Origin of the sequence: Falsirhodobacter algicola (assembly GCF_018279165.1) — a bacterium.
Lineage (GTDB): Bacteria > Pseudomonadota > Alphaproteobacteria > Rhodobacterales > Rhodobacteraceae > Falsirhodobacter > Falsirhodobacter algicola.
On the sequence record NZ_CP047289.1, the window covers coordinates 828,768 to 851,023 of the forward strand.

Here is a 22,256-nt window from a genome sequence, read left to right on the forward strand (position 1 = left end):
GCGGTCAGACCGCGCCGACCGGCTCGCGCAGCGCCTCCAAGGCTTCGGCCGCGATGGAGATGCTGCGCTTGCGGGCCTCATGGTCATGGATCATCGCCGTCACCATCACCTCATCCGGGCGATAGCGGTCGATCAGCGCGCCGAGCTGATGGCGCACATCCTCGGGCGTGCCCGTGGCCGAGATGGCCAGCGCCTCATTCGCCGAGGCGAGGAAAGGTGCGGGCACCACATCCTCCACATTCGCAACCGGGCGCGGCAGCTTGCCGGGCCGCCCCATGCGCAGATTGGCGAAGGCCTGCTGCTGCGACGAACGGATCGCCCGCGCCTCATCGCGCGTATCGGCCCCGAAGACGCCCGCCGCCAGCATGAAATACGGCCGATCGAGGAAGGCCGAGGCGCGGAAGTTCTGCCGGTAGGTCACGATCGCATCCTCCAGCGCGGCCGGCGCGAAGTGCGAAGCGAAGGCATAGGGCAGCCCGAGATACGCCGCCAGTTGCGCGCCGAACAGGCTGGAGCCGAGGATCCAGACGGGTACATGCGTCCCCTCGCCGGGCATCGCGCGGATCTGGGCATCGAGCGGCGCATCGCCAAGATAGTTCAGCACTTCCACCACGTCCTGCGGGAAGGCATCGCCCGCATCCATGTTGCGCCGCAGCGCCCGCGCCGTCGCCATATCCGTTCCCGGCGCCCGGCCAAGGCCCAGATCGATCCGGTCCGGATAGAGCGTGGCAAGGGTGCCGAACTGTTCGGCGATCACGAGCGGCGCGTGATTCGGAAGCATGATGCCCCCCGCCCCCACCCGGATGCGCGATGTCGCCCCCGCCACATGCCCGATCACGACCGCCGTCGCGGCCGAGGCGATGCCCGGCATGTTGTGATGCTCTGCCAGCCAGAAGCGGTGAAAGCCCAGCGTTTCGGCATGGCGCGCAAGATCGACGGTCTGGGCCAGTGCCTCGCCTTGGGTCAGGCCCTCCGGCACCGGGGCCAGATCGAGAATGGAATAGTGCTGCATCACAGCCTCCTTTTGCGCCTCATATAAGGACGAAGCACGCAGGAAGAAGGGTCAGCCGGTTACGAGCGTCCAGAGCCAGCCGAGGACGTTGCCGCCGATCTCTCCGGATTTGGGGATCACGAAGGCCCAAGCCAACGCGCCCGCGATGTCCCACGGGATGAAGCGGTGGAACGGCATGCGCGAAATGCCCGCCATCAGAAAGACGACGGCGCGGAGCGGGCCGAAGAAATGCCCGACCAGCAAGGCCGCGCCGCCCCAGCGGGCAAAGGCCGCCCGGCCCCGTTCGGCCATCATCGGATCGCGCGACATCGGCCAGCGGCCCAGCACCCAGCCGCCGTATCGCTGCCCGAGGGCCCAGCTGAAGCAGGACCCGAGGATCGCCCCGATCGACGCCCCCGCCCAGATCGGTCCAAGATCCACACCGCCCGTCGCCACCAATGCGCCGACCCCGACGAGGATCGCGGTGGAGGGGATGAGGATGGAGATGACGGGCATCGTCTCGGCCAGCGCGAAGAGCAGCGCGATCCAGAACGCCCAGTCCCGATGCGCCTCGACGAAGGCGATCACATTGTCGATCAGGGTGTCCACGCCGCCTCCCGCCCTCGGATGGGCACGTTCTACGGTGCGGGATGCGGGCGGGCAAGCGAGATAAGGGCGCTTTCCCTTGGGAACATGCTCGCGTATAACCCGGGCAATCGCGCGCCCGAGGCGCTAATTTGCAACATGAAGGCCGAATGGCCAAACTCCGAGGACGGCATGAGCAAGCAATCCCCCGAACAGGATGTCGATTTCATCAAGGCACTGGCCGAACTGCTGAACGCGAACGATCTGACGGAACTGTCGGTCAAGCGTGAATACGGCGATGACGACAGCCTTGAGGTTCGGGTGGTCAAGCAGGTGAACGTGGTCACGACGACCGTCGCGGCCCCGGCTGCGGCGACCGCGATCGCCCCCGCCGCGCCGGCCGCCGCCACTGCCGCGCCCGCCGTGGTCGAGGATCCGGCCCAGCATCCGGGCGCCGTCACCTCGCCCATGGTCGGCACCGCCTATATCGCCGCCGAGCCGGGCGCTGCGCCCTTCGTGGCGGTCGGGGCGACGGTCACCGAAGGCCAGACGCTGCTGATCATCGAAGCCATGAAGACGATGAACCACATCCCCGCCCCGAAATCCGGTACGGTGAAGCGCGTTCTCGTCTCGGACGGCACCCCGGTCGAATTCGGTGCGCCCCTCATGATCATCGAGTGAGGCACGGATGTTCTCCAAGATCCTCATCGCCAACCGGGGCGAGATCGCGCTTCGTGTCATCCGTGCTTGCCGCGAGATGGGCATAACCTCGGTCGCCGTCCACTCCACGGCGGACAGCGACGCGATGCATGTGCGCATGGCAGACGAATCCGTCTGCATCGGCCCGGCTTCCTCGTCGGAAAGCTATCTCAAGAAGGCCGCGATCATCTCGGCCTGTGAGATTTCGGGCGCCGAAGCGGTCCATCCCGGCTATGGCTTCCTCTCCGAGAACGAAGGCTTTGCCCAAGCGCTGGCCGATCACGGCATCACCTTCATCGGGCCGACCGCCGAACACATCCGTGTGATGGGCGACAAGATCACGGCGAAGGAAACGGCAAAGGCCCTTGGGATTCCGGTCGTTCCGGGCTCGGACGGTGGCGTTCCGGATTACGAGACGGCCATCGGCGTCGCCGAGGCGATCGGTTTCCCGGTCATCATCAAGGCGACGGCGGGCGGCGGCGGTCGCGGCATGAAAGTGGCACGCAACCCGGCCGAGCTGGAGATTGCGTTCCGCACCGCGCGCTCCGAGGCGAAGGCCGCCTTCGGCAATGACGAAGTCTATATCGAGAAGTACCTTCAAAAGCCGCGCCATATCGAGATTCAAGTCTTCGGCGACGGCAAGGGCCAAGCGGTCCATCTGGGGGAACGGGACTGCTCGCTTCAGCGCCGTCACCAGAAGGTGTTCGAGGAAGCCCCCGGCCCCGCCATCGACCCCGAACTGCGGGCGAAGATCGGCAAGGTCTGCGCCGATGCCGTTGCACAGATCAACTATATCGGTGCCGGCACGATCGAGTTCCTCTACGAGGATGGCGAGTTCTACTTCATCGAGATGAACACCCGCCTGCAGGTGGAACATCCGGTCACCGAAGCGATCTTTGGCGTCGACCTCGTCCGCGAGCAGATCCGCGTTGCCGCCGGCCTGCCGCTGTCCTTCACGCAGGATGATCTGGTCATCAACGGCCATGCCATCGAAGTGCGCATCAACGCCGAGCGGCTGCCGAACTTCGCGCCCTGCCCGGGCCGCGTGAACGTCTATCACGCGCCCGGCGGTTTGGGCGTGCGGATGGATTCGGCGCTCTATAGCGGCTATTCGATCCCGCCCTATTACGACAGCCTGATCGGCAAGCTGATCGTGCATGGCCGTGACCGGGCCGAGGCGCTGGCGCGTCTTGACCGCGCCTTGGCGGAACTGATCGTGGACGGCGTCGATACCACGGTGCCGCTGTTCCACGCTCTGCTGGAAAACCCGGACATCCGCAGCGGCGATTACAACATCCATTGGCTGGAGAAGTGGCTGGAGGCCACCTTCGGCAAATAGGATGCTGACGGCGGGCATTCTTCTGCGCGCCTATGCCATGGGGGCCTTCCCCATGGCGGAAAGCCGTTCCTCGCAGGACATCACATGGGTGGAGCCGTTTCATCGCGGCATCTTCCCGCTGGACGGCTTTCACATCTCTCGCTCCCTCTCCAAGGCGATACGGCGGGCAGATTATGAAATCCGGGTGAACCACGGTTTTACCGCCGTGATGAACGCCTGCGCCGACCGCCCCGAGACGTGGATCAACGACGAGATCATCCGACTTTATGGCAATCTGCACGCGATGGGCCATGCCCATTCGCTGGAGGTTTGGGCGAATGGCGCTTTGGTTGGTGGCACATATGGCGTGACACTTGGCGGGGCGTTCTTTGGGGAAAGCATGTTCTCACGCCGCGCGAATGCATCGAAGATCGCGCTGGCATGGCTCGTGCATCGACTGCGGGCCGGGGGTTTCGTGCTGTTCGACACGCAATTCCTGACGGCCCATCTCGCCACCTTGGGCGCGGTGGAAATTCCGCGGGCGGAATATCAGCGCAGGCTGCGTCTGGCGCTTGGCCAGCGGGGCGACTTCCACCCCGCAGGCTATGCGCCCTCAGCCGATCAGGTTTCGCATTCCAGCACCCATACGTCATAGCGCGGGTGATCTAGCGCCGAGAGTGCGGGGCTGGAGGAGATCATCCATCCCGAAAACACCGGCGTGCTGGCGCGGGTGTCCATGATCGTCAGATGGGCATAGGCGTCCGAAGACGGGTCCGCCGCCGGATAGCGGCATTCGTCCAGACGAATCGTAATGAAGCCGCGTGTGACGCTCTGCCCGCGCGAGAGCGAGAAATCGTCCGTCTGGCCGGTCGTCTTATCGAGCCAGCGCAGGGTCGCGCCGGGTGCGGTCGCGGCTTCCTGCGCATAGGCGGCGGGGGCAGCGGCGATCAGAACGGCCGCAACCAGCGCCTTCATGGTGCCGCCGTATCCGAAGATGCGTCGTCGCTGTCCCCGCGCCCGCTGACGAAGGCCAGCAGCAGCGAGATCAGGCTGACGGAGCCTTGGGTATCCTCGATCTCCTCGCCGGGGCCGAGGTTTTCAAGCGCGCCGCCGGGCTGGATCTCCACGAAGTTGCCGCCAAGCAGCCCCTCCGACGAAATCAGAAGCGACGAATCCGCCGGAACCTGCACCGCATCCGGAACGCTGATCGTGGCATCCGCGAAATAGGTCGTGGGGTTCAGCGTGAGCGAGGTGACCGTACCGATCTTCACGCCCGCCAGCCGCACATCCGTGCCGACGCCGATCCCATCCGCCGTGCGGAAGCTGCCGCGCAGGGTATAGCTGTCGCCGCCCCCGCCAAGGCCCGCCACTTGGCCGGCATAGAAGAGGAATGCCACTGCTGCGGCAAGGACGACGCCGCCCGTGATGACTTCGGTTGTATTCTGGGACATTATTCGGGCTGCCATGCCTCGTAATCACGACGCGCGACAGGCTCCACGCGGCGAAGGGAGCCTGCGGGCGCATAGGCCGCGGGCGTTCCGGTAAGGTTTTCCTGATGCGGCTTTTCCCACGCTTTGTGGGTCAGCGGGCGCGTCGTCGGCGGATCGTTCCATGTATGGTGCAGCCAGCCATGCCAGTCGGGATCGACCCGGCTCGCCTCGGCCTCACCGTTATAGATGACCCAGCGACGCTTGCCGTCCTTGGTTTGGAAGAAGACGTTGCCCTGCGCATCCTCCCCCACCTTCTCGCCGAAGCGCCAGGTCCAGAATTGCGTTCCGATCGTCTGGCTGTTCCACCAGGTCGGGATCCTCTTGAGGAAGTTCATTCCACGCCTCACCGAATGTCCATGCAGAATGCGGCGCAGGTGGCCCGCGCCGCATCAGGTCAGCTGGCGGATGCCGGCTCTTTCTTCTTTTCGCTATGAACGATCAGCGGCTTCTTGCCCTTCGTCACCGAATCATCGTTCACCACCACCTCGGCGACGCCGTCCATGCCCGGAAGTTCGAACATGGTATCCAGCAGGATGTCTTCCATGATCGACCGCAGGCCGCGGGCGCCGGTCTTGCGGCGGATCGCGCGTTTGGCAATGGCGCTCAACGCCTCGTCGGTGAAGGTCAGCTGCGTGCCTTCGATATCGAACAGCCGCTGGTACTGTTTGACCAAGGCGTTCTTCGGCGCGGTCAGGATCGTCACCAGCGCTTCTTCGTCGAGGTCGGTCAGCGTGGCGATCACCGGCAGACGGCCGACGAATTCCGGGATCAGACCGAATTTCAGCAGATCTTCCGGCTCCAGCTCGGCGAAGAGTTCGCCCACGCCGCGGGCATCCGGGTCCTTCACATCGGCGCCAAAGCCGATGCCCGAACCTTTGCCACGCTGCGCGATGATCTTATCGAGCCCCGCGAACGCCCCGCCGCAGATGAACAGGATGTTCGTCGTATCCACCTGCAGGAACTCCTGCTGGGGATGCTTGCGCCCGCCCTGCGGCGGAACGGAGGCGACGGTGCCCTCCATGATCTTCAGAAGCGCCTGCTGCACCCCCTCGCCCGACACGTCGCGCGTGATCGAGGGGTTGTCGGATTTGCGCGTGATCTTGTCGACCTCGTCGATATAGACGATGCCGCGCTGCGCCCGCTCCACGTTGTATTCGGAAGCCTGAAGCAGCTTGAGGATGATGTTCTCCACATCCTCGCCGACATAACCGGCTTCGGTCAGCGTGGTCGCATCGGCCATCGTGAAGGGCACATCGAGGATGCGCGCCAGCGTCTGGGCCAGAAGCGTCTTGCCGCAGCCGGTCGGACCGATCAGCAGGATGTTGGATTTCGACAGCTCGATATCCGTCTTCGAAGAATGGTTCAGACGTTTGTAGTGGTTGTGCACCGCGACCGAGAGAACCCGTTTCGCATGCATCTGACCGATCACATAATCGTCCAGAACCTTGCAGATCTCCAGCGGTGTGGGCACACCGCCGGCCGTCTTCAGGCCCGCCGTCTTCGTTTCTTCGCGGATGATATCCATGCAAAGCTCGACGCATTCATCGCAGATGAATACGGTCGGCCCCGCAATGAGCTTGCGAACCTCGTGCTGGCTCTTTCCGCAGAACGAGCAGTAGAGGGTGTTCTTGCTGTCGCCGCCGGTCGTGTTCGCCATCGTCGTCCTCTGGGGAAGTCACCGGCCCTGGGGAAGGCCGGAGCATTAGGGGTCAAATGTAGGCCAGTCACCCGGCCTTCACAATCGTAAAAAGCCTATTTCGCCTCTTCGACCTTGCCGCGGTTCTCCACGATCTCGTCGATCAGGCCCCATGCCTTCGCATCTTCGGCGGACATAAAGTTGTCACGCTCCAGCGCGGCTTCGACGGTGTCGTAGTCGTTGCCGGTGTGGCGAACGTAGATCTCGTTCAGGCGGCGCTTCAGCTTTTCCGTCTCGCGGGCGTGGATCATGATGTCCGTCGCCTGCCCCTGATACCCGCCCGAGGGCTGGTGCACCATGACGCGGCTGTTGGGCAGCGAATAGCGCATCCCCTTTTCGCCGGCGGTCAGCAGAAGGCTGCCCATCGACGCCGCCTGCCCGATCACCAGCGTGGAGACCTTGGGTTTGATGTACTGCATCGTGTCGTAGATCGACAGGCCGCTCGTTACCACACCGCCGGGGCTGTTGATGTACATGGAGATTTCCTTGGACGGGTTTTCCGCCTCGAGGAACAGCAGCTGGGCGCAGATCAGGCTGGACATGCCGTCATGGACGGGCCCGGACATGAAGATGATCCGTTCCTTGAGCATGCGCGAGAAGATGTCATAGGCGCGTTCGCCGCGGCTGGTCTGTTCGACCACCATGGGAACGAGCGTGTTCATGTAGGTATCGATCGGATCTTTCATTCGCCCTGCCCTTCGCGTGGTTCGCGGATCGTCCCGCGATCCGGTAGGAGTCTTAGTCATGCCCGCCCGCGCCCGCAAGGGCACCACCTCAGCGGGCGAGCGTGATCTCGGCCGCAAGTCCGCCCAATGCGGCACTTTCGCCAAGGCGCAGGTGCCCGCCATGGCTGCGCGCGATGTCGGCGGCGATCGACAGGCCGAGCCCGACGCCGCCGCCGCGATTGGGGTCGCGTTCGGCCTGAAGGCGGGTGAAGGGGTGCAGCGCCTCGTCCCGGCGCGCGGCCGGAATGCCGGGGCCGTCATCCTCCACCCCCAACCGGACGACCCGCACCCCCGCCGTCACCGAGATGACGGCCCGCGTGCCATAACGCACGGCATTGCCCACGAGGTTTTCAAGCGCGCGCGTCACGGCCTGCGGGCGCAGCGGCATCGTCACCGGGTCCACCCGGCCCAGCGTCACATCCTGCCCCATGCGCTGCGCATTCTCGGCCACCGCATGGGCCAGCGCGGCGACATCGACCATCTCCACATCCTCCACCGCATCGCCGCGGGTGAAGGACAGGAACTCGTCCACCAGCCGCTCCATCTGCTCCACATCCCGCAGAAGGTCGGCGGTGTCCTCCTCGTCCATCATGGCCAGATCGAGCTTCATGCGCGTTAGCGGCGTGCGTAGATCGTGGCTGATCCCCGACAGCATCAAGGTCCGCTGCTCGATCTGCCGTTCGATCCGGCCGCGCATTTCCAGAAAGGCATTGCCCGCCGCCCGCACCTCGGTCGCGCCGCGGGGGCGGTAGGGAATGGTCTGCCCCTTGCCGAAGGCTTCGGCCGCCTGCGCCAGCCGCGCGATCGGGCGCAACTGGTTCGTCAGGAACAGGAAGGCGATCACCGTCATCAGGATGGAGGTGACGATCATCAGCACCAGAAGCTGATGCGGGTTGGATGCCGACACACGCCGCCGATCGAGCTGCACGTTCACCGGCCCGCGAGAGGTTTGCAGCAGCAGCCGCACCTCGCCATTGTCGTATTGCAGGTCCACCGCCGTCAGCGGCAGACCGTCGCGCAGGGTGCGGATGATCGCCCGGCCCGACACATCCCAGAAATCGCGCCGGTCGGTGGTGAAATCCCATGTCGCGGGCATCACCAGCTTGAACTGCAACGCGCGGGCGATGTCCTGCGCGCCGTTCGGATCGTCCTCGATCGCCTCCAACAGATAACTCAGCTCGATCTCAAGCGAGCGGGCCATCTGCTCCGTCACCCCTTCGTAATGGCGCTGGATGAATTGCAACGAAAAGACGAGCTGGATCGTCAGGATCGGCACGATGAGGATGAGAGCCGCCCGACCGGAGAGGCTGCGAGGCAAGGATGGGCGAAACCTGATCATGCCCGCATCATTATCCGCAAGTCCGGCGCACGCAACGTTTTATCCCGCCCCGCGATGCGCTAGGATTCGCCCCATGACAGAACCGCCCTATGGCAGCGCCCTCCGGCTGGAGCCGGCCATCCGTTGCATCCTCGCGCCCAACCCGTCGGCCATGACCTTCCGTGGCACGAACACCTACATCATCGGGCATGAGCGCCTGACGATCCTCGATCCCGGCCCGGACGACGACCGGCACCTCGCGGCGATCCTTGCCGCCGTCGGCACCGCGCGGGTGGAGCGGATCGTGTTGACCCACGATCACAAGGACCACATCGCGCTGGTCCCCCGCCTTCGGCAGGCCGTGAACGCGCCGACCTTCGCCTTCACCACCCCGGCCAGCCTTTTCGCGCCCGACCACGTTCTGCGCGATGGCGACCGACTGGCGGGCGATGGGTGGGAACTGGAGGCGATCCACACCCCCGGCCATACCGACGATCATCTGTGCTTTGCGATGGGCGATCTGTGCCTGACGGGCGATCACATCATGGGCTGGGCCAGCAGCGCCATCATCTCCCCGCGCGGGCGGCTTGATCAGTATCTCGCCTCGCTCGATCTGCTGGCGGCGCGACCTTGGCGGCGATTCCTCTCCTCGCATGGCGATCCGATGGAGAATCCGGCCCAGCGGATCGCGCAACTGAAACGCCAGCGGCTGGTGCGCGAACAATCCATCCTCGCCCTTCTGCACGAACGGCCCCGCGACATCGACGATCTGGTGAGCGGCATCTATCCCCGCCAGCGCCCCGACCTGCGCCCCGCCGCCCGGCGGAACATCGAGGCCCATCTGATCGCCCTGCAGGACACGGGCCGCATATACGCCTGCCCCACTGGCGTTTTTCGCCTTTCCGATGAGGGAGATGCGAAAAAATCGTCATCCTTGCAAGAAATCTCGAAAAAGCCTCTGGACACCCCCGAAACACCTAGCTAATACACGCCTCGTGTTCCGGCGTAGCTCAGCGGTAGAGCAGTTGACTGTTAATCAATTGGTCGTAGGTTCGATCCCTACCGCCGGAGCCAAAAATTCCCAAGCTACCTGAATCTGCTGAGTGATTTCTCCCTTCGGGGACCCTGCAGCATGTATGTGCCATACGTATGGCACCTCAAGGCACCACGGCGGGTGATGTGGTCTCCAACCGGAGGCACGGCCCATGGGGCTTCAATTGCATGTATTCCGACGCGGCGCGACGTATGTCTGGCGCAGGCGCGTGCCCGCCTCGCAGGGTGGCAAGCTGATGCAGGTCAGCTTGCGAACCAATGATCCCTTGATCGCGAGACGCGTCGCCTTGATGGTAAGTGCCGAAAGCTACGGGATCTTCGACGCCATGATACAGAACCGACTGAGCCGGGACGACGCCCGCAAGCTGCTGGAAGCGGCAATTATGCGCGCCCTCGGCCAGATCGAGATCATCCGTATGAACATCCCCGACAGCCCTGAGATGCACGTTTGGCAGAATACCCTTTCCAAGGATTGGGCGATGGGAAAGGCCTATGACATCGTCAGTCATCGCGGTGCCGCGGCTGCTCCCATTCTGGACATGGACCGAGAAGAAATGCGCGCGGAGGGTCGGACCGAAGGCGAGATCGAGAAGTGTGACACGAACGTCGGTCTGCTGGTTCAGGGCTTCGAAGCGCCTCCCACGGAAGGCCCCAACGCACCCGCCTATCGCCTGATGAAGGAGACCCTCGGGCGCGATCGATTTACCCAGGCCGAAGTGAACCACGGTCGTCGGGTTGTATGTCGTGGCCGGGGTGCAGCTTTTCTGATCGCCAGCCGGGGGCATTTGTCGAACATCGACAAGGCTACGCGAGATGCGTTGGCGCTGGCGGAGGCGGATGAAAAGAAGGAAGTGGATAAAGAGGTAAGGTCTGTTTCTGCCGTTTGAATAGCACCATGTTTCGTGGACGCCTTCTTCGCTAACTTTGAGGTAAAGAGGCCATGATGAGCACAGGCAATTTCAGCGACGATATCAAGCGTGATGCGGTGGCGCAGATCACGGAACTGGGCTATCCGGCGACGGAGGTTTCGGCTCGGCTGGGTGTGGGCACGCACTCGCTCTATGCCTGGCAGCTGGACTTGCCCGGAAAATGTGGAGAGCACCAACTGATGAACCAGGAGGTGTTCTATGGGAAACGGGAACAGACCGACGCCGGAGTTTCGGCGTGAAGCGGTGCGGCTGGCACTGACCAGCGGTCGGACGCGACGAGAGATCGCGGAGGATCTGGGCATTGGCCTGTCGACTTTAACGCGATGGCTGAGCCAAGAACGTGATGTCGATGCACGGAACGAGGTTTCTGCCGATCTGCACGCCGAATTGAAGCGGTTGCGGCGTGAGAATGCGGTCCTGAAGCAGGAGCGCGACATCCTAAAAAAAGCCGCGGCCTTCTTCGCGAAAGAGGGAAGTCGATGACCTTCGGCTTCATCAAGGCGGAGAAGGCCAGCGTCCCGATCAGCCAGATGTGCCGTGTTTTTGGGGTCAGCCAGAGCGGCTTCTTTGCTTGGCAGGACCGTCCGGCTTGTCGTCGCCAGCAACAGGACATGGTCTATCTGGCCCATATCCGGACGGCCTTCGCCCTGTCGAACGGCACCTATGGTAGTCCCCGCATGCAGCGCGACCTCGCGGATGAAGGGCACGAGATCGGGCGGCGCCGCACGGCACGTCTAATGCGCGAGAACCAATTGATCGCGCGGCAAAACGGCGATTCAAACGGACAACAGACAGCGAACATTCCTGGCCTGTCGCGCCCAACCTGATCGCGCAGGACTTCACGGCGGACGGCCCGGACCAGAAGTGGGGTGCGGACATCTCCTACATCTGGACGGCAGAAGGCTGGCTTTACCTCGCGGTCGTACTGGATCTCTTCTCCCGGCGCGTCGTCGGTTGGGCCACGAGTGATCGCCTGAAGCGTGATCTCGCTGTAGAAGCCCTGCGACGCGCTCTGATGGCTCGCAACCCTGCGTCGGGACTGGTTCACCATTCCGACCGCGGATCGCAATATTGCTCTGTCAACTATCAGGCCCTGCTCCGAAAAAGGGGCATCCTGATCTCGATGAGTGGGCGCGGGAACTGCTACGACAACGCGATGCTCGAAACGTTCTTCAAGACCATCAAGTCGGAGCTGATCTGGCCGGTCGCATGGCAATCCCACCAGCAGGCCGAAAACGCCATCGCCAGATACATCGACGGGTTCTATAACCCCGTCAGGCAACATTCATCGCTCGGCTTCCAAAGCCCCATCGCCTTCGAGCGAAAGGACACGGAAGTGAGCTAAACACTCTCCACAAAAGCCGGGCAAGTCGATTTCTTTACACGGAAAAACTGGGTTCATGCCCTCCCAAAAGAGTGCCTCACGACCGTCTCGACGGTGTACAGTGAAGAACCCTCGCGGCCGGTTTTCCGCCTCCATGAAATTTCGGGACGCACGAAACTCGCCATATTTGCCTCTGTGGGCCTATCTGCTTCTCGCGCAAAGAGACGCAAGCTTTTTTGCCCGCACGTCTGCGAGCCTGTGCCATGATCAATCCCGCCAGGTTCCCTTCCGGCAATGGACCCCGCTGCGCGCCGCAAAGCCTTCACTTTCACGGTTCCCGTCGAGTAGTACCCGACACAACAAAGAAATGGAGCGTTTGCGACCGAGGAAAAAGCATCCGGACGGTTTTTCTTTGATCGGCCCGCCCGAGACCGAAAAAACCGACCTGAATATGCCACTTTGCGGCTCTTTCAAGCGGATTGAGGATTCTCTTGATTTCCCCGCGTCTTGACGCAAGCGGCGCTGCGGCAAAAGGCGCGGCCTCTCAGGCATGACACGATGACGCGACAGAACCGCGGCCGAAATTCGTGCCCGACGTGGCCGATGGCCGGACCCAGACCAATTCATATGGTCCTGCCAAGCGCATCATAACGTCTGTCATCGGCGCGGAGGGCGGAAACCGGACTTTCCCTCGCATCCAAAGCCGTCTGTCCTTCAATTCAGAAGCCGGCATGCCAGCGGGCTCAAGCCGCCAGACCGTCGCGATCGACAGAAGGGCTGTCTCCTGTAGATCAACACCTCAGAAATCCCGTCTTGCCTTCAACCCTGGTAAGAACTCGGTAGATTTCAAGAACTGGTGCGAGCTGGGCAGAGTATCGACGCTGGCGCGATTGTTTCAACAGCTTCAAGCGCCAATTCCAGTCCGTATTAAGACATGGGTTATGGATGCTGAAATAAGCATTTTATTGTTGCAGTTCAGAGTATCAACTGCAACTCTGCAAAAATAAATGAAATGTCGCCAAAGTTCTCTGCATTGTCACCCTCCAAACTTGCCGCTCAGACCGAGCAACCGACCCTGCCCTCCATTTCCCCGAAGGCGCTTCTGAAGATGCCCTTCCTCGCCACGGTCGAAACGGTCGTCTCGGGGCGGGGCTTTGGGTTCCTGAGGATCGAGGGCGGCAAGGATAATATCTTCTTTCACGCCACGGCTGCCTTGTCGAACGATCAGGACCTGTTCCTGACACTGAAGGAGGGAGACAGGCTGCTGTGCCAGATTGGCAGTACGCTTCGAGAACCGTCCAACCCCGCTGCAGTGCTCTGGACCGTGGTCGCCGGGCGGGACTGGACGAGCACGGGCAAACCGGAAAGTCAGACGGAGCTGGACCGGATCCGGCGCTATCTCTTCGAGAAGATCGGCATGGAGGAGATCGGTCGTATCCTTAAGGCAGGCTGGTATCGCCGCAAGTGGAAGGAAAGCCCACCCGCCGATCTGGAGGATTCGGTCCTTCAGCAGGTCTACGCAACAGAACTGGCTGCACTGAGTCCCGGCGATTTTTCCAGCTGCCTCGATGCAGCGCAAAACTGCCCTTTTGCCTTTGTGGCGGCCCTCGATCCGATGTCGGATGCCGCAGACCTCCACGCCCTGCTGGCGACCTTCGTGCCAAGTCAGCTCGCGGCGGTTTGCGCGCCCCGGGCGGAGTGGGCACAAGTCTCGGGACATCGAGGCAAGGCCGGGCGCTTGTCCGAGGATCACAAGGTTGCCCTGCTCGATTGGGCCGCGCTGAGCAGCGCCGGTGACCCCAAGAGCTTCCGGGCCACATGGCTGAAGGGCGACGGGGCGCACGAGGCGACTTTCGCGCGGCAATGGCTGGCCTCCGGAGAGACAGTGCCCCGGCCGCTGTTGTCCTGGCTGATGACCTTGCTGGAAAAGGATCTGCTGCAGATCGGCGATCTGCGTGACCTCGCGTTCCGGGATGCGCATGCGGGCGTCGTCCTGTATCATACGCTCTCTGACGAGGATCAGGAACGCCTCCAGGCGAGCTGGGCGCACGATCCCTCGGCGATTGGGTTGGCGCTGAAGGATAATCCCGCGCTGGCGAGACGGTTGCTGGAGACCACCGTGCTGGCAGTCGATCTCGAGACGGACGGGGCGCGGATCCATCAGCTCGGACAAGCCGATCACCGCGGCAGCACGCGCCTCGAGGGCAGCAGCCTGGTCGGGAGCCTGCAACAGGGTCTGCCCGACTTGGTAAGTGCCTTGGCGCAGGTCCGGCTGGCGGTCGGACACAACGCCATTGGCTGGGACTGGCCCATCCTGTCGCGTGCCGTGCCCTCCCTTCCCGGAACCCCAGTCTGGGACACACTCCTTGTCGCCTTCCTGCTCGAGCCCCAAGCCCTGTCTCATGCGCTTGGGGGGGATCACACGGCCGATGCCGATGCCCGCGCGGCCCTCGAGCTCTTCCTTCAACAGGTCGAGCGCTTTGATACCTCCGTGCATGAGGCGATCCTGACCGGATGCTGCACCTCCACGGAAGAGCTCTTTACAAGGCTCGTGGATGCGGAGCGTGACGACCTCTCCGTTGCCCGAGCCACGCCCGCCGTCCTCGAGGCGGTCGATCGTGATTTGCCCCTGCTCCTGCCGGATCGGCTCCTGCAGCTGCTGGATTGGGTGCCAGGATACGTGATCGCGCCCGCCGACCCGGACACCCCGCTCGATCCGGCCTTCCTCGAGATCCGGGCGACGCGCCTGTTCGAAGCGCTGACGGCGGCGCAACGGCGGACGCCCGTGGTCGAGGTTCTGATGGCGGTGTTGCAACGGGCACAGGCACAGGGGATCTCCGTGCGTCGCAACATGGTGCCGGGCTGGTTGACGGAGCGGCTACCTTGGCTGGAGGTCGCGCTGAATGGGGCCACGGAGCTGCCCGACACGGAGTCCGGCTGCAGGGTTTCCCCTCTTCCCGCTTCGTTGCAGTGGTGGGCACAGGCGGAAACGTGGTCCGGCCAGGCGATGCTTCCGGACGGTCCCCGGATGATCATCGCGCGCTCAGGGGCCCCCGCCGGGGCTCTCACGAAGGCCCCGATCCGCGAAGGCACCCTTCTCCTGGGCCCCACCGGCGGGACAGTCTGGGCTGTGCGGGATCCGGCGGCGGACCGGCTGGAGATGGTCGGGAGCTGGCGGAGCTTCCACATGATAACCGTGCCGAAGACGGTGAAGCCGGTAAAGGGACCGGGCAGCTCTCGGACGAGCAGGCCGCTGTTGGTCTCTCGCCAGACTACAGTGCGCGATCCTGGCTCCCGGACGCAGGCCGAATACTGGTCGGAACAGCTGGCGACGCTTCGCAGCCTGCCCGCGGAGAGCGATACGGTGCCGATCCTGCTGGTGAGCAGCACCCGCAGCCGGACGATGTTGGGTCTGCTGGAAACAGCGCTGGCCGAGCTGGGGCTGGGAGAGAAACAGCCTCAGCATCGCAGCCGGCGCGAACAGCTGAAGCGGGCAGTGGCCAACAGGCACTGCCTCGTCGCCGGTCTCGATGCGTGGCGCGACTGGGCTGCACTGGCGAAGGATGCCGGGGTCACCCTCCAGCCGGTCGTCGATGCGACCCCGCTAGAGGAGTGGTTTGCGCTGGAGGCCCCCGCCAGGGCCGAACAGGAGGAGGGGCAGGATGACGGGCCCCGCCAGTTTTCCACGGCCATGGTGCTCGACGGGATCGACAAGCGGGTGGAAAAGTGGCTGCGGCCATGGCTGCGCGAGACCGGCCTCGCGGAGAGCGCCAGGGTCCCTATCCTGCTCGACCCCCGGCTGGAGGATACGCGGCACCTAACGGGAAGTGCTTTCAAGCGGCTGGCGATCGAGCTCGCGCCCTGGAGCTCCGAGGAAAGCCGGCGGCTGAAGACTGTCTTCGCTCCGTTGCAGATCGAACGGGAAGAGGCGCCCTCCGGGATGGCCGCGATGGAGCATTTCCTCGTGACGCACTGGCAGCCCTCCGGCGCGGCAGGCAAAAACCCCGTGACCGGGTTCAAGCCGACACAGCTCCAGGCCATGGAGCATATCCGTGACCGCCGGGCTGACGTGATGGTCACCCTGCCGACGGGAGAGGGCAAATCAGTGCTCTTCCAGGTGCCGGCCCTTGCCCGCGGCCTGCGCAACCGTCGGCTCACACTTGTGATCTCGCCGCTGCGGGCGCTGATGCGGGATCAGGTCCTGCGTCTGCATGAACAAGGGTTCGAGGAATCGGTGGACTTCCTCAGCGGAGACCAGTCCCGCGAGGAACAGCGTGAGGTCTTACAAGGCGTTCTCGATCAACGGATCGTGATGCTCTACGTCGCACCGGAACGGCTGCGCGTGGCCAGCTTCGTCGATGTGCTGCGGCGCCGGATAGAGGCGGATGGTGGCCTGGAATACATCGTCTTCGACGAGGCGCATTGCATCAACCAGTGGGGCTACGAGTTCCGCCCCGACTACTTCTTCGCCTTTAGCTTCCTGATGTCGCGGCTGCGGACCGGCCGCCTTCCTGACCCGACACCGGTTCTGTTGCTCTCAGCGACCCTCACGGCCTCGGACCGTCGGCGGATGCGTGGCCTGCTTGAGCGACTGTCGCAAGAGCCGGACCGGCTGCCGCTCGCAATATGTCCCGATCCCACAACGCAGGTAAGCCCCCTGCGCGCGCATATCCGTGTTCGCGCGCATCAGTTGCAGGGGAATATCTTCGAGTCGGACGGCAAGGCGCTGCAGGAGCGGATCCCGGAGGTCGTGCAGGTCATCCGGACGGCCTTTAAAAATGCCGAGCAGACCGGACAGCGCAGCGCGGTGCTGGTCTTCGTCCTCTCCCGCGCTCATGCCGACACGCTGGCGGAGCAGCTGACGCGCGAGACGGGGCGTGAGGTCGAGAGCTTCCACGCCGGTCTCGATGGCGCTACACGCGAGGACATCTACGATCGCTTTCGGAGCGGCGAGTTCAATGTGCTGGTGGCGACCAAGGCCTTCGGGATGGGGATGGACATCCCCGATATCCACTGGGTCGTGCATCTGGCGTCTCCCGGATACCTGGAGGACTACCTACAGGAGGTGGGCCGGATCGGGCGCGGTGTCAGGGAGCGCGAGAAGGCGGGGCTCGACCGTCTTGACGCGCTGATGCTGTATTCGGGGCAGGATTTCGAGGCGATCCGGAGCATGCGGGCCGAGAGCGAACTACGAGTGCCGCAGATTGACGAAATCGAGAAGCACATTCTGGAGGCGGTCGAGACGGTCGGAGACAGCCCCATAGCCTTTGTCCCACAGGACGGCTTCTCCGTCGAAAAGTATCGGACACCAGCGAAACGTCGTGGCGATGCCACGCGCCTGCGCCTGGCGCTTCACTGGTTGGAGGAGGCAGGGCATGTCCTGCAGGCGGGCACGGTGCCGGACCTGCTCAAGATCCGCTTCTCGCCGGTTCGGCTGAAGCGAGTGTCCGAGGAGGACAGCTTGGCGGGGAAGGTCGCGGCGGCCATTCAGGAGGCGACGTCCAACTCCAGCGTGCTGACCGAGAAGGAGCTGGCGCTTCCGGCGCTGATGCAGAGGATCTCGCGCAACGTTGCTCTGCGGACCGGTGACGATGACACGCGCTCCGGGGAACGCAAGGCCGTCATCAACCTCACCCGGATCCGGCGCCATTGCCGGATGGAGAGCCTCGACGCGACCATGTCTGCGATCGCGGACCTCGCGCGCCGCGAGGCACTTACGCTCGTTTGGTTGATTGATTACACGACGCGGCCCGTGTTGTCCGAGAGCGATGAACATATTTGGACCCTGATTGAGCGAGTGACGGAGGCAGTGCGCCGGTTGCTCGGAGAACTCAGCGGCACAGGCACGTTCCGCTTCGACCCGCACGACTGGTACGATCCGGCGCCATTCCGGCTGGTCGATCCCGAAGTTCGGAAACTTCCGAGGCAGTCCCGCGAACAGGTCGAACTCATCTTGCGAGAAAACCGGTTCCGGCGCAGCTTCATCAACGGCTTCCGCACTCTTGCCCGGGTGGTCGGGATCCGCCTCAAGCAGGGGCTCGATTCGGAGAGCGATCGTCTCTACTGGCAGGCCCGCTGCCCAGATACCGAAGGCCGGATCGCGGCGCGGCGTCTCGATCACCTCCTGCCGCAGGCCGCGGCCCTGTCCCGCCTGTTCCCCCCGAACACGAAGGACGGAAGCCTCGAGGTAGCGGATATCATTACCAAGATGCAGGAGGCGCATCCCGCCGGGACGTTCCACGCCTCGGATCTCTCCAGCCTGATCCGCCTGATGTCGTCGCTGGGGCTCGTAAGCACCTCGCCCGATCTGTTGCCACCGTCCTACGTGCTGCAGCCGCAGGGGCGCGTGCCGGGGCTGGGGCAATACCCCGATCTGGTCGAGGAACTCGACAGCGTTAACCGCTTCGCGGAGACGCGGATATTCGGCATGGAGGTACATGCAAACCTGCCCGAAGAGGCGAGGGACCGGTTCGTGCCGGGCTACTTCGCCTGCACCGACGTGGATGCGCTCAAGGGCTTCGTTGATGAGCAACTGGGCGAGATCGAGGACGAAACCGGGATCTTCGCCGAGAAGCGCGACCAGCTCCGGGCGACCCGTGCGACGGAGTTCTTCGATTTCTACCGGGCCTCGCCGGAACCCGCGCAATGGGCGGCGATGCAGCACCCCTACGACCGCCACCTGCTGGTGAATGCGGGACCGGGCGCGGGCAAGACCTCCGTGCTCGTGGGCCGAATCGTCCATCTCATCCGCGAGCAGCATGTCAAACCATCCGAAATCATGGTGCTGGCCTTCAACCGCGCCGTAGTCTTCGAGATCCGCAAGCGGGTCCGGGACCTGTTCCGCTCGCTCGGCTATGCGGCCTATGCGTCCCGCGTCCGGGTCCATACCTTCCACGGTCTCGCGATGCGCCATCTGCGGGATGCGGCTCCGTCCGTGACCGAAGAGCTCCTGCCGACCTTCGCCCGCCGGCTGGCACGTGATGCCGCATTCCGGGCCTCCGTGGCCGGCGAGTGCCGGGCGCTTCTGGTCGACGAATTCCAGGACGTCAACGAGGAGGTCTACGAGATCATCCGTGCGCTGCATGCGGGGAGCGGAGACCGGGCCGGGATCATGGCGATCGGGGATGACGATCAGGACATCCTGCGCTGGAACCGCAAGCCGGCCCGTGTGGGCTGGGGGCGCCCGGAGGTCGAAGCCGGTGGCGTGTTCGCCGACCATTACTTCGGACGTTTCCGAGCGGATTTCGGAGGCGCGGACCTGTCCGAGCTGACACTGGGCGTCAACTTCCGCTCCAGCCCGGAGATCGTCGAGAAGAGTCAGGAGATGATCAACGGCTTCTTCGGTCGCCGGACCCTCTCGCGACGACTCAAGACGGACAGGCTGCTTGCCGTGGACGGGGCGCCGTCGGGAACGGTGGAGCGTATCGATGCGCGGGGCTGGAGCTGGGAGCGAACGCTGGAGGAGGTCCGCGCCACCAGCCGGCGGCTCCTGACGGATAACCCGGGATCCCTTGCGGTCCTGTGCCGCTCCAACGACGAGGTGGCCAGTGTCCACCGGGCCCTCTCCGGCGTCTTCCCCGTCGTCACCGTGCAGAGCAGCGACAACATCGCGATCCGCTCGCTCCGCCATGTGGCCCTCTGGCTGGATCTGCTCGAACGCGAGATCGCACAGCAGGACCAGGCCCTCACCGATCCGCTGCGGGCGCGCCTGCTGGAGACCTTCCACGCGGAGACGGACATTCCCGAAACCCGTGCCGGAGGCCGGATGGACCCGGAGCTCTCCGTGCTGTGGGACCTCTGCGCACAGGAGACCGTCTTCCCCTATCTCTCAACGCTGGTCGAATTCCTGAAGGATCTGCGCAGCGACGAGTTGCAACGCCTTCTCGGCGCCACACGCCCCGAGGGCGAGATCCTTGTCTCCACGATCCACAAGGTGAAGGGGCTGGAATACGATAACGTCGTGGTGCTGCCGTCGCGGATGTCCTTCGGAGGCAGGGGCGCAGAGATCGAGGCGAATGCGGCGGAAGAGGCTCGGCTGCTTTACGTGGCGCTGACCCGCGCGAAGTCCCGGCTGGTGTTCCATCTGGGCGATCGCGAACTTGCCTGGGCGGGAAAGACGATCACGCCGTTCGCGGGGGCGCAGGACGGTGGCCGCATCCTGACCGGAACACCGAAGGAGATCTTCATCAGCTGGTCGATGAACCGGTCACACTCCCATGGGGATCCCGGGAGCACCCAGACCTATATCGAGACATCGGTGGCGGTCGGTGATCCGATCCTGATCGAGGCGCCGGACCGATGGGCCGGGAAGGCGCTGATGCACCGATCGGAAACGGGGGGCAGTCGCCAGATCGGGGTGCCGTCCAAGGCCGTCGGGCAGAGCGGCAGTGTCGCGGATCTGAAGGTCAGTGCGGTGATCCGCTACGAGCCCAAGCCCGATGACCGTGCGCAGCCCTGCCCTAGCGTCGCTTCGCAGGGGTGGGGCTATGTCGTCTTGGTAGAAGGGGTACTGCGCTAAGGCCCGAGGCCGCCGGAATCCGATCCGGCGGGTTGCACCTGCGTTAGTCGGGGGCCTGTGTCATAGCTGACGTCAGGCGATACGGAGGGAAGTGGACGCGATGTCCACACCCCGCTGCGAACGGCCGCTTCCCGTCCTCTCTTTCGAAGGCATGCGCTGTCACGGCAGCTGCTGGATGCGCAGGCACCGGCACATCGCCCGCACCGAAAACTGACCCCGATGCTCGGTTACGAAAGCGTATCTCACTTTGCATCCCTGGCGAAATACGCGGTGGCCTTTTTTAGGACGTCACGCTCCTCCAACACCCGGGCCAGCTCGCGCTTCAACCGGCGGATCTCGGCGTCCTTCTCTGTGTCACCCGACACCGCCTTCGCGAATTTGCGCTTTCAGGCATAGAGCGAGTGCGTGCCCACACCCAGCCGAGCCGAAACCTCCTTCGCCGGGTAGCCCAGTTCCGTGATCTGCGCCACCGCATCACGCTTGATATCGTCGCTGAAATTGCCTGTGCCCATCATGGCCTCCTTGCCTCAAAGTTAGGGTCAGGACCCATTAATCGGGTAGCGACCACCTTGTCGGCGTGATTCAGGCTCCCGAACTGATGGGGGCATGATGAGCAATCTTTTCTGGCTAAGCGACGAGCAGATGGCGCGGCTGCGGCCGTTCTTTCCAAAGAGCCATAACAAGCCGAGGGCCGATGATCGGCGGGTCTTGAGCGGAATAATATTTATCAATTGTAATGGCTTGCGTTGGTCCGATGCGCCGCCGGAATATGGTCCACCGAAGACCCTCTTTAACCGATGGAAGCGCTGGAGCGACATGGGTGTTTTCGCCCGGATGATGGAGGGACTTGCTTCCGAAGCCGCCGTCCGGAAGATAGTGATGATCGACGCCACCTATCTCAAGGCGTACCGCACAGCTTCAAGCCTGCGGCTGAAAAAGGGGGCATGGCAGGCTGATTGGGCGGACGAAGGGTGGCATGAACACCAAGTTGCATGCCGTCACGGACGCGAACGGCCGCCCGATCAGGTTCTTCATGACAGCCGATCAGGTCAGCGACTACATCGGCGCGGCGGCCTTGCTGAGCAACCTGCCCGAGGCCGAATGGCTATTGGCCGATCGGGGCTATGACGCCGACTGGTATCGTGAAGCCTTGCAGGACAAGGGCATCACGCCCTGCATCCCTAGCCGGAAGTCCCGAGGCAAGCCCGTCAAATACGGCAAACGCCGCTACAAGCGACGCAATCGTATCGAGATCATGCTCGGCAGGCTCAAGGACTGGCGCCGCGTTGCGACCCGCTACGACAGGTGCCCGAAGGGCTTTCTGCCCGCCATCGCTCTCGCCGCAATTGTCATCTTCTAGCTTTGAAAATTAACGAGTCTGGAGCCTAAGAAATTTGACGTTGGGTTATTCGGCGTTAAAGGTAAAATTATAACTTGCCTTATTCTGAGCATATAATCTATTTGGTGTGCGTAAATTAATTCACGCAGATCAAGACATCGAAATGTGATGATGATCCGAAATTGGCCCTCGACAAAGCGTGGGATTTACACTGGCGGTCTATATAGCCGCGTAGTTCGAATATTTTCTATATGAAATCAAAACCACTGAA

Annotated in this window: 17 protein-coding genes, 1 tRNA gene and 2 pseudogenes; 11 read left to right on the plus strand and 9 right to left on the minus strand. The window is 63.5% G+C overall.

Going from position 1 to position 22,256, the window contains the following annotated elements:
• Positions 1 to 4: 4 nt before the first annotated feature.
• Both GR316_RS04190 and GR316_RS04195 read right to left on the minus strand, forming a co-directional pair.
• On the minus strand, positions 5 to 1,012 hold the full coding sequence (locus GR316_RS04190; protein WP_211784790.1) for an LLM class flavin-dependent oxidoreductase: 1,008 nt from the start codon (positions 1,010 to 1,012) through the stop codon (positions 5 to 7).
• A 51-nt stretch (positions 1,013 to 1,063) separates the two neighbouring features.
• A complete protein-coding gene (locus tag GR316_RS04195; RefSeq protein WP_211784791.1) occupies positions 1,064 to 1,600 on the minus strand; it encodes a DedA family protein in 537 nt (178 codons plus the stop codon).
• 168 nt (positions 1,601 to 1,768) lie between these two features.
• On the opposite strand from GR316_RS04195, the gene accB reads away from it, so the two are divergent.
• The 3 genes from accB to aat are packed head-to-tail and all read left to right on the plus strand — an operon-like array spanning position 1,769 to position 4,248.
• Positions 1,769 to 2,257, plus strand: coding sequence for an acetyl-CoA carboxylase biotin carboxyl carrier protein (accB, locus tag GR316_RS04200; protein WP_211784792.1), 489 nt, complete (start codon positions 1,769 to 1,771; stop codon positions 2,255 to 2,257).
• Positions 2,258 to 2,264: 7 nt separating this feature from the next.
• Entirely contained in the window at positions 2,265 to 3,614 is a 1,350-nt protein-coding gene (gene accC, locus GR316_RS04205; protein ID WP_211784793.1) for an acetyl-CoA carboxylase biotin carboxylase subunit, read from the plus strand.
• Position 3,615: 1 nt separating this feature from the next.
• Positions 3,616 to 4,248, plus strand: coding sequence for a leucyl/phenylalanyl-tRNA--protein transferase (aat, locus tag GR316_RS04210; RefSeq protein WP_211784794.1), 633 nt, complete (start codon positions 3,616 to 3,618; stop codon positions 4,246 to 4,248).
• Here the strand turns inward: aat and GR316_RS04215 are convergent.
• The 6 genes from GR316_RS04215 to GR316_RS04240 form a co-directional block, all read right to left on the minus strand.
• The gene (locus GR316_RS04215) at positions 4,215 to 4,568 is read right to left on the minus strand and encodes a DUF2155 domain-containing protein (protein ID WP_211784795.1); all 354 of its coding nucleotides are present in this window, start codon (positions 4,566 to 4,568) and stop codon (positions 4,215 to 4,217) included. The genes aat and GR316_RS04215 overlap by 34 nt on opposite strands.
• Complete coding sequence (gene mlaD / locus GR316_RS04220) at positions 4,565 to 5,044, minus strand: outer membrane lipid asymmetry maintenance protein MlaD (RefSeq protein ID WP_211784796.1); 480 nt, start codon at positions 5,042 to 5,044, stop codon at positions 4,565 to 4,567. The genes GR316_RS04215 and mlaD overlap by 4 nt, the downstream gene beginning before the upstream one ends.
• The gene (locus GR316_RS04225) at positions 5,044 to 5,418 is read right to left on the minus strand and encodes an NADH:ubiquinone oxidoreductase subunit NDUFA12 (RefSeq protein WP_211784797.1); all 375 of its coding nucleotides are present in this window, start codon (positions 5,416 to 5,418) and stop codon (positions 5,044 to 5,046) included. Before GR316_RS04225 ends, mlaD begins: the two co-directional genes overlap by 1 nt.
• 59 nt (positions 5,419 to 5,477) lie before the next feature.
• Positions 5,478 to 6,740, minus strand: coding sequence for an ATP-dependent Clp protease ATP-binding subunit ClpX (gene clpX, locus GR316_RS04230; RefSeq protein WP_211784798.1), 1,263 nt, complete (start codon positions 6,738 to 6,740; stop codon positions 5,478 to 5,480).
• A 95-nt stretch (positions 6,741 to 6,835) separates the two neighbouring features.
• Positions 6,836 to 7,465 carry an ATP-dependent Clp protease proteolytic subunit gene (locus tag GR316_RS04235; RefSeq protein WP_211784799.1) on the minus strand — a complete coding sequence of 210 codons (630 nt, stop codon included), beginning with the start codon at positions 7,463 to 7,465 and terminating at the stop codon, positions 6,836 to 6,838.
• An 88-nt stretch (positions 7,466 to 7,553) separates the two neighbouring features.
• Positions 7,554 to 8,843 carry an ATP-binding protein gene (locus tag GR316_RS04240; RefSeq protein ID WP_211784800.1) on the minus strand — a complete coding sequence of 430 codons (1,290 nt, stop codon included), beginning with the start codon at positions 8,841 to 8,843 and terminating at the stop codon, positions 7,554 to 7,556.
• Between the two features lie 73 nt (positions 8,844 to 8,916).
• On the opposite strand from GR316_RS04240, the gene GR316_RS04245 reads away from it, so the two are divergent.
• The 7 genes and pseudogenes from GR316_RS04245 (at position 8,917) to GR316_RS04275 (ending at position 20,646) form a co-directional block, all read left to right on the plus strand.
• The gene (locus GR316_RS04245) at positions 8,917 to 9,807 is read left to right on the plus strand and encodes an MBL fold metallo-hydrolase (protein WP_211784801.1); all 891 of its coding nucleotides are present in this window, start codon (positions 8,917 to 8,919) and stop codon (positions 9,805 to 9,807) included.
• 14 nt (positions 9,808 to 9,821) lie between these two features.
• A tRNA-Asn gene (locus tag GR316_RS04250) sits at positions 9,822 to 9,896 on the plus strand.
• A gap of 131 nt (positions 9,897 to 10,027) precedes the next feature.
• Positions 10,028 to 10,762, plus strand: coding sequence for a DUF6538 domain-containing protein (locus GR316_RS04255; RefSeq protein ID WP_211784802.1), 735 nt, complete (start codon positions 10,028 to 10,030; stop codon positions 10,760 to 10,762).
• A 53-nt stretch (positions 10,763 to 10,815) separates the two neighbouring features.
• Positions 10,816 to 11,043 (plus strand): transposase, encoded by a 228-nt coding sequence (locus GR316_RS13925; RefSeq protein WP_390625183.1) that lies wholly within the window; start codon positions 10,816 to 10,818, stop codon positions 11,041 to 11,043.
• Positions 11,003 to 12,149: pseudogene (locus GR316_RS04265) on the plus strand (IS3 family transposase). Before GR316_RS13925 ends, GR316_RS04265 begins: the two are co-directional and overlap by 41 nt.
• A 566-nt stretch (positions 12,150 to 12,715) precedes the next feature.
• The gene (locus tag GR316_RS04270; RefSeq protein ID WP_211784803.1) at positions 12,716 to 13,135 is read left to right on the plus strand and encodes a hypothetical protein; all 420 of its coding nucleotides are present in this window, start codon (positions 12,716 to 12,718) and stop codon (positions 13,133 to 13,135) included.
• A gap of 101 nt (positions 13,136 to 13,236) precedes the next feature.
• The gene (locus GR316_RS04275) at positions 13,237 to 20,646 is read left to right on the plus strand and encodes a UvrD-helicase domain-containing protein (RefSeq protein ID WP_211784804.1); all 7,410 of its coding nucleotides are present in this window, start codon (positions 13,237 to 13,239) and stop codon (positions 20,644 to 20,646) included.
• 171 nt (positions 20,647 to 20,817) lie between these two features.
• On the opposite strand, the pseudogene GR316_RS04280 reads toward GR316_RS04275, so the two are convergent.
• Positions 20,818 to 21,161, minus strand: a pseudogene (locus GR316_RS04280) (transposase); the annotation flags it as partial.
• Between the two features lie 94 nt (positions 21,162 to 21,255).
• Between GR316_RS04280 and GR316_RS04285 the strand changes: the two are divergent.
• Positions 21,256 to 22,006 (plus strand): IS5 family transposase gene (locus GR316_RS04285; RefSeq protein WP_211785103.1). Its coding sequence is split into 2 segments (ribosomal slippage): positions 21,256 to 21,587 and positions 21,586 to 22,006, totalling 753 coding nucleotides; the frame shifts between segments, so codons are not numbered across the junction.
• Positions 22,007 to 22,256 lie beyond the last annotated feature (250 nt).

Coding starts and splice junctions, on each gene's coding strand:
- GR316_RS04190 (WP_211784790.1), bottom strand. CDS start 1,012: ATGCAGCACTATTCCATTCTCGATCTGGCCCCGGTGCCGGAGGGCCTG.
- accB (WP_211784792.1), top strand. CDS start 1,769: ATGAGCAAGCAATCCCCCGAACAGGATGTCGATTTCATCAAGGCACTG.
- accC (WP_211784793.1), top strand. CDS start 2,265: ATGTTCTCCAAGATCCTCATCGCCAACCGGGGCGAGATCGCGCTTCGT.
- aat (WP_211784794.1), top strand. CDS start 3,616: ATGCTGACGGCGGGCATTCTTCTGCGCGCCTATGCCATGGGGGCCTTC.
- GR316_RS04215 (WP_211784795.1), bottom strand. CDS start 4,568: ATGAAGGCGCTGGTTGCGGCCGTTCTGATCGCCGCTGCCCCCGCCGCC.
- mlaD (WP_211784796.1), bottom strand. CDS start 5,044: ATGTCCCAGAATACAACCGAAGTCATCACGGGCGGCGTCGTCCTTGCC.
- GR316_RS04225 (WP_211784797.1), bottom strand. CDS start 5,418: ATGAACTTCCTCAAGAGGATCCCGACCTGGTGGAACAGCCAGACGATC.
- clpX (WP_211784798.1), bottom strand. CDS start 6,740: ATGGCGAACACGACCGGCGGCGACAGCAAGAACACCCTCTACTGCTCG.
- GR316_RS04235 (WP_211784799.1), bottom strand. CDS start 7,465: ATGAAAGATCCGATCGATACCTACATGAACACGCTCGTTCCCATGGTG.
- GR316_RS04240 (WP_211784800.1), bottom strand. CDS start 8,843: ATGATCAGGTTTCGCCCATCCTTGCCTCGCAGCCTCTCCGGTCGGGCG.
- GR316_RS04245 (WP_211784801.1), top strand. CDS start 8,917: ATGACAGAACCGCCCTATGGCAGCGCCCTCCGGCTGGAGCCGGCCATC.
- GR316_RS04255 (WP_211784802.1), top strand. CDS start 10,028: ATGGGGCTTCAATTGCATGTATTCCGACGCGGCGCGACGTATGTCTGG.
- GR316_RS13925 (WP_390625183.1), top strand. CDS start 10,816: ATGATGAGCACAGGCAATTTCAGCGACGATATCAAGCGTGATGCGGTG.
- GR316_RS04275 (WP_211784804.1), top strand. CDS start 13,237: ATGCCCTTCCTCGCCACGGTCGAAACGGTCGTCTCGGGGCGGGGCTTT.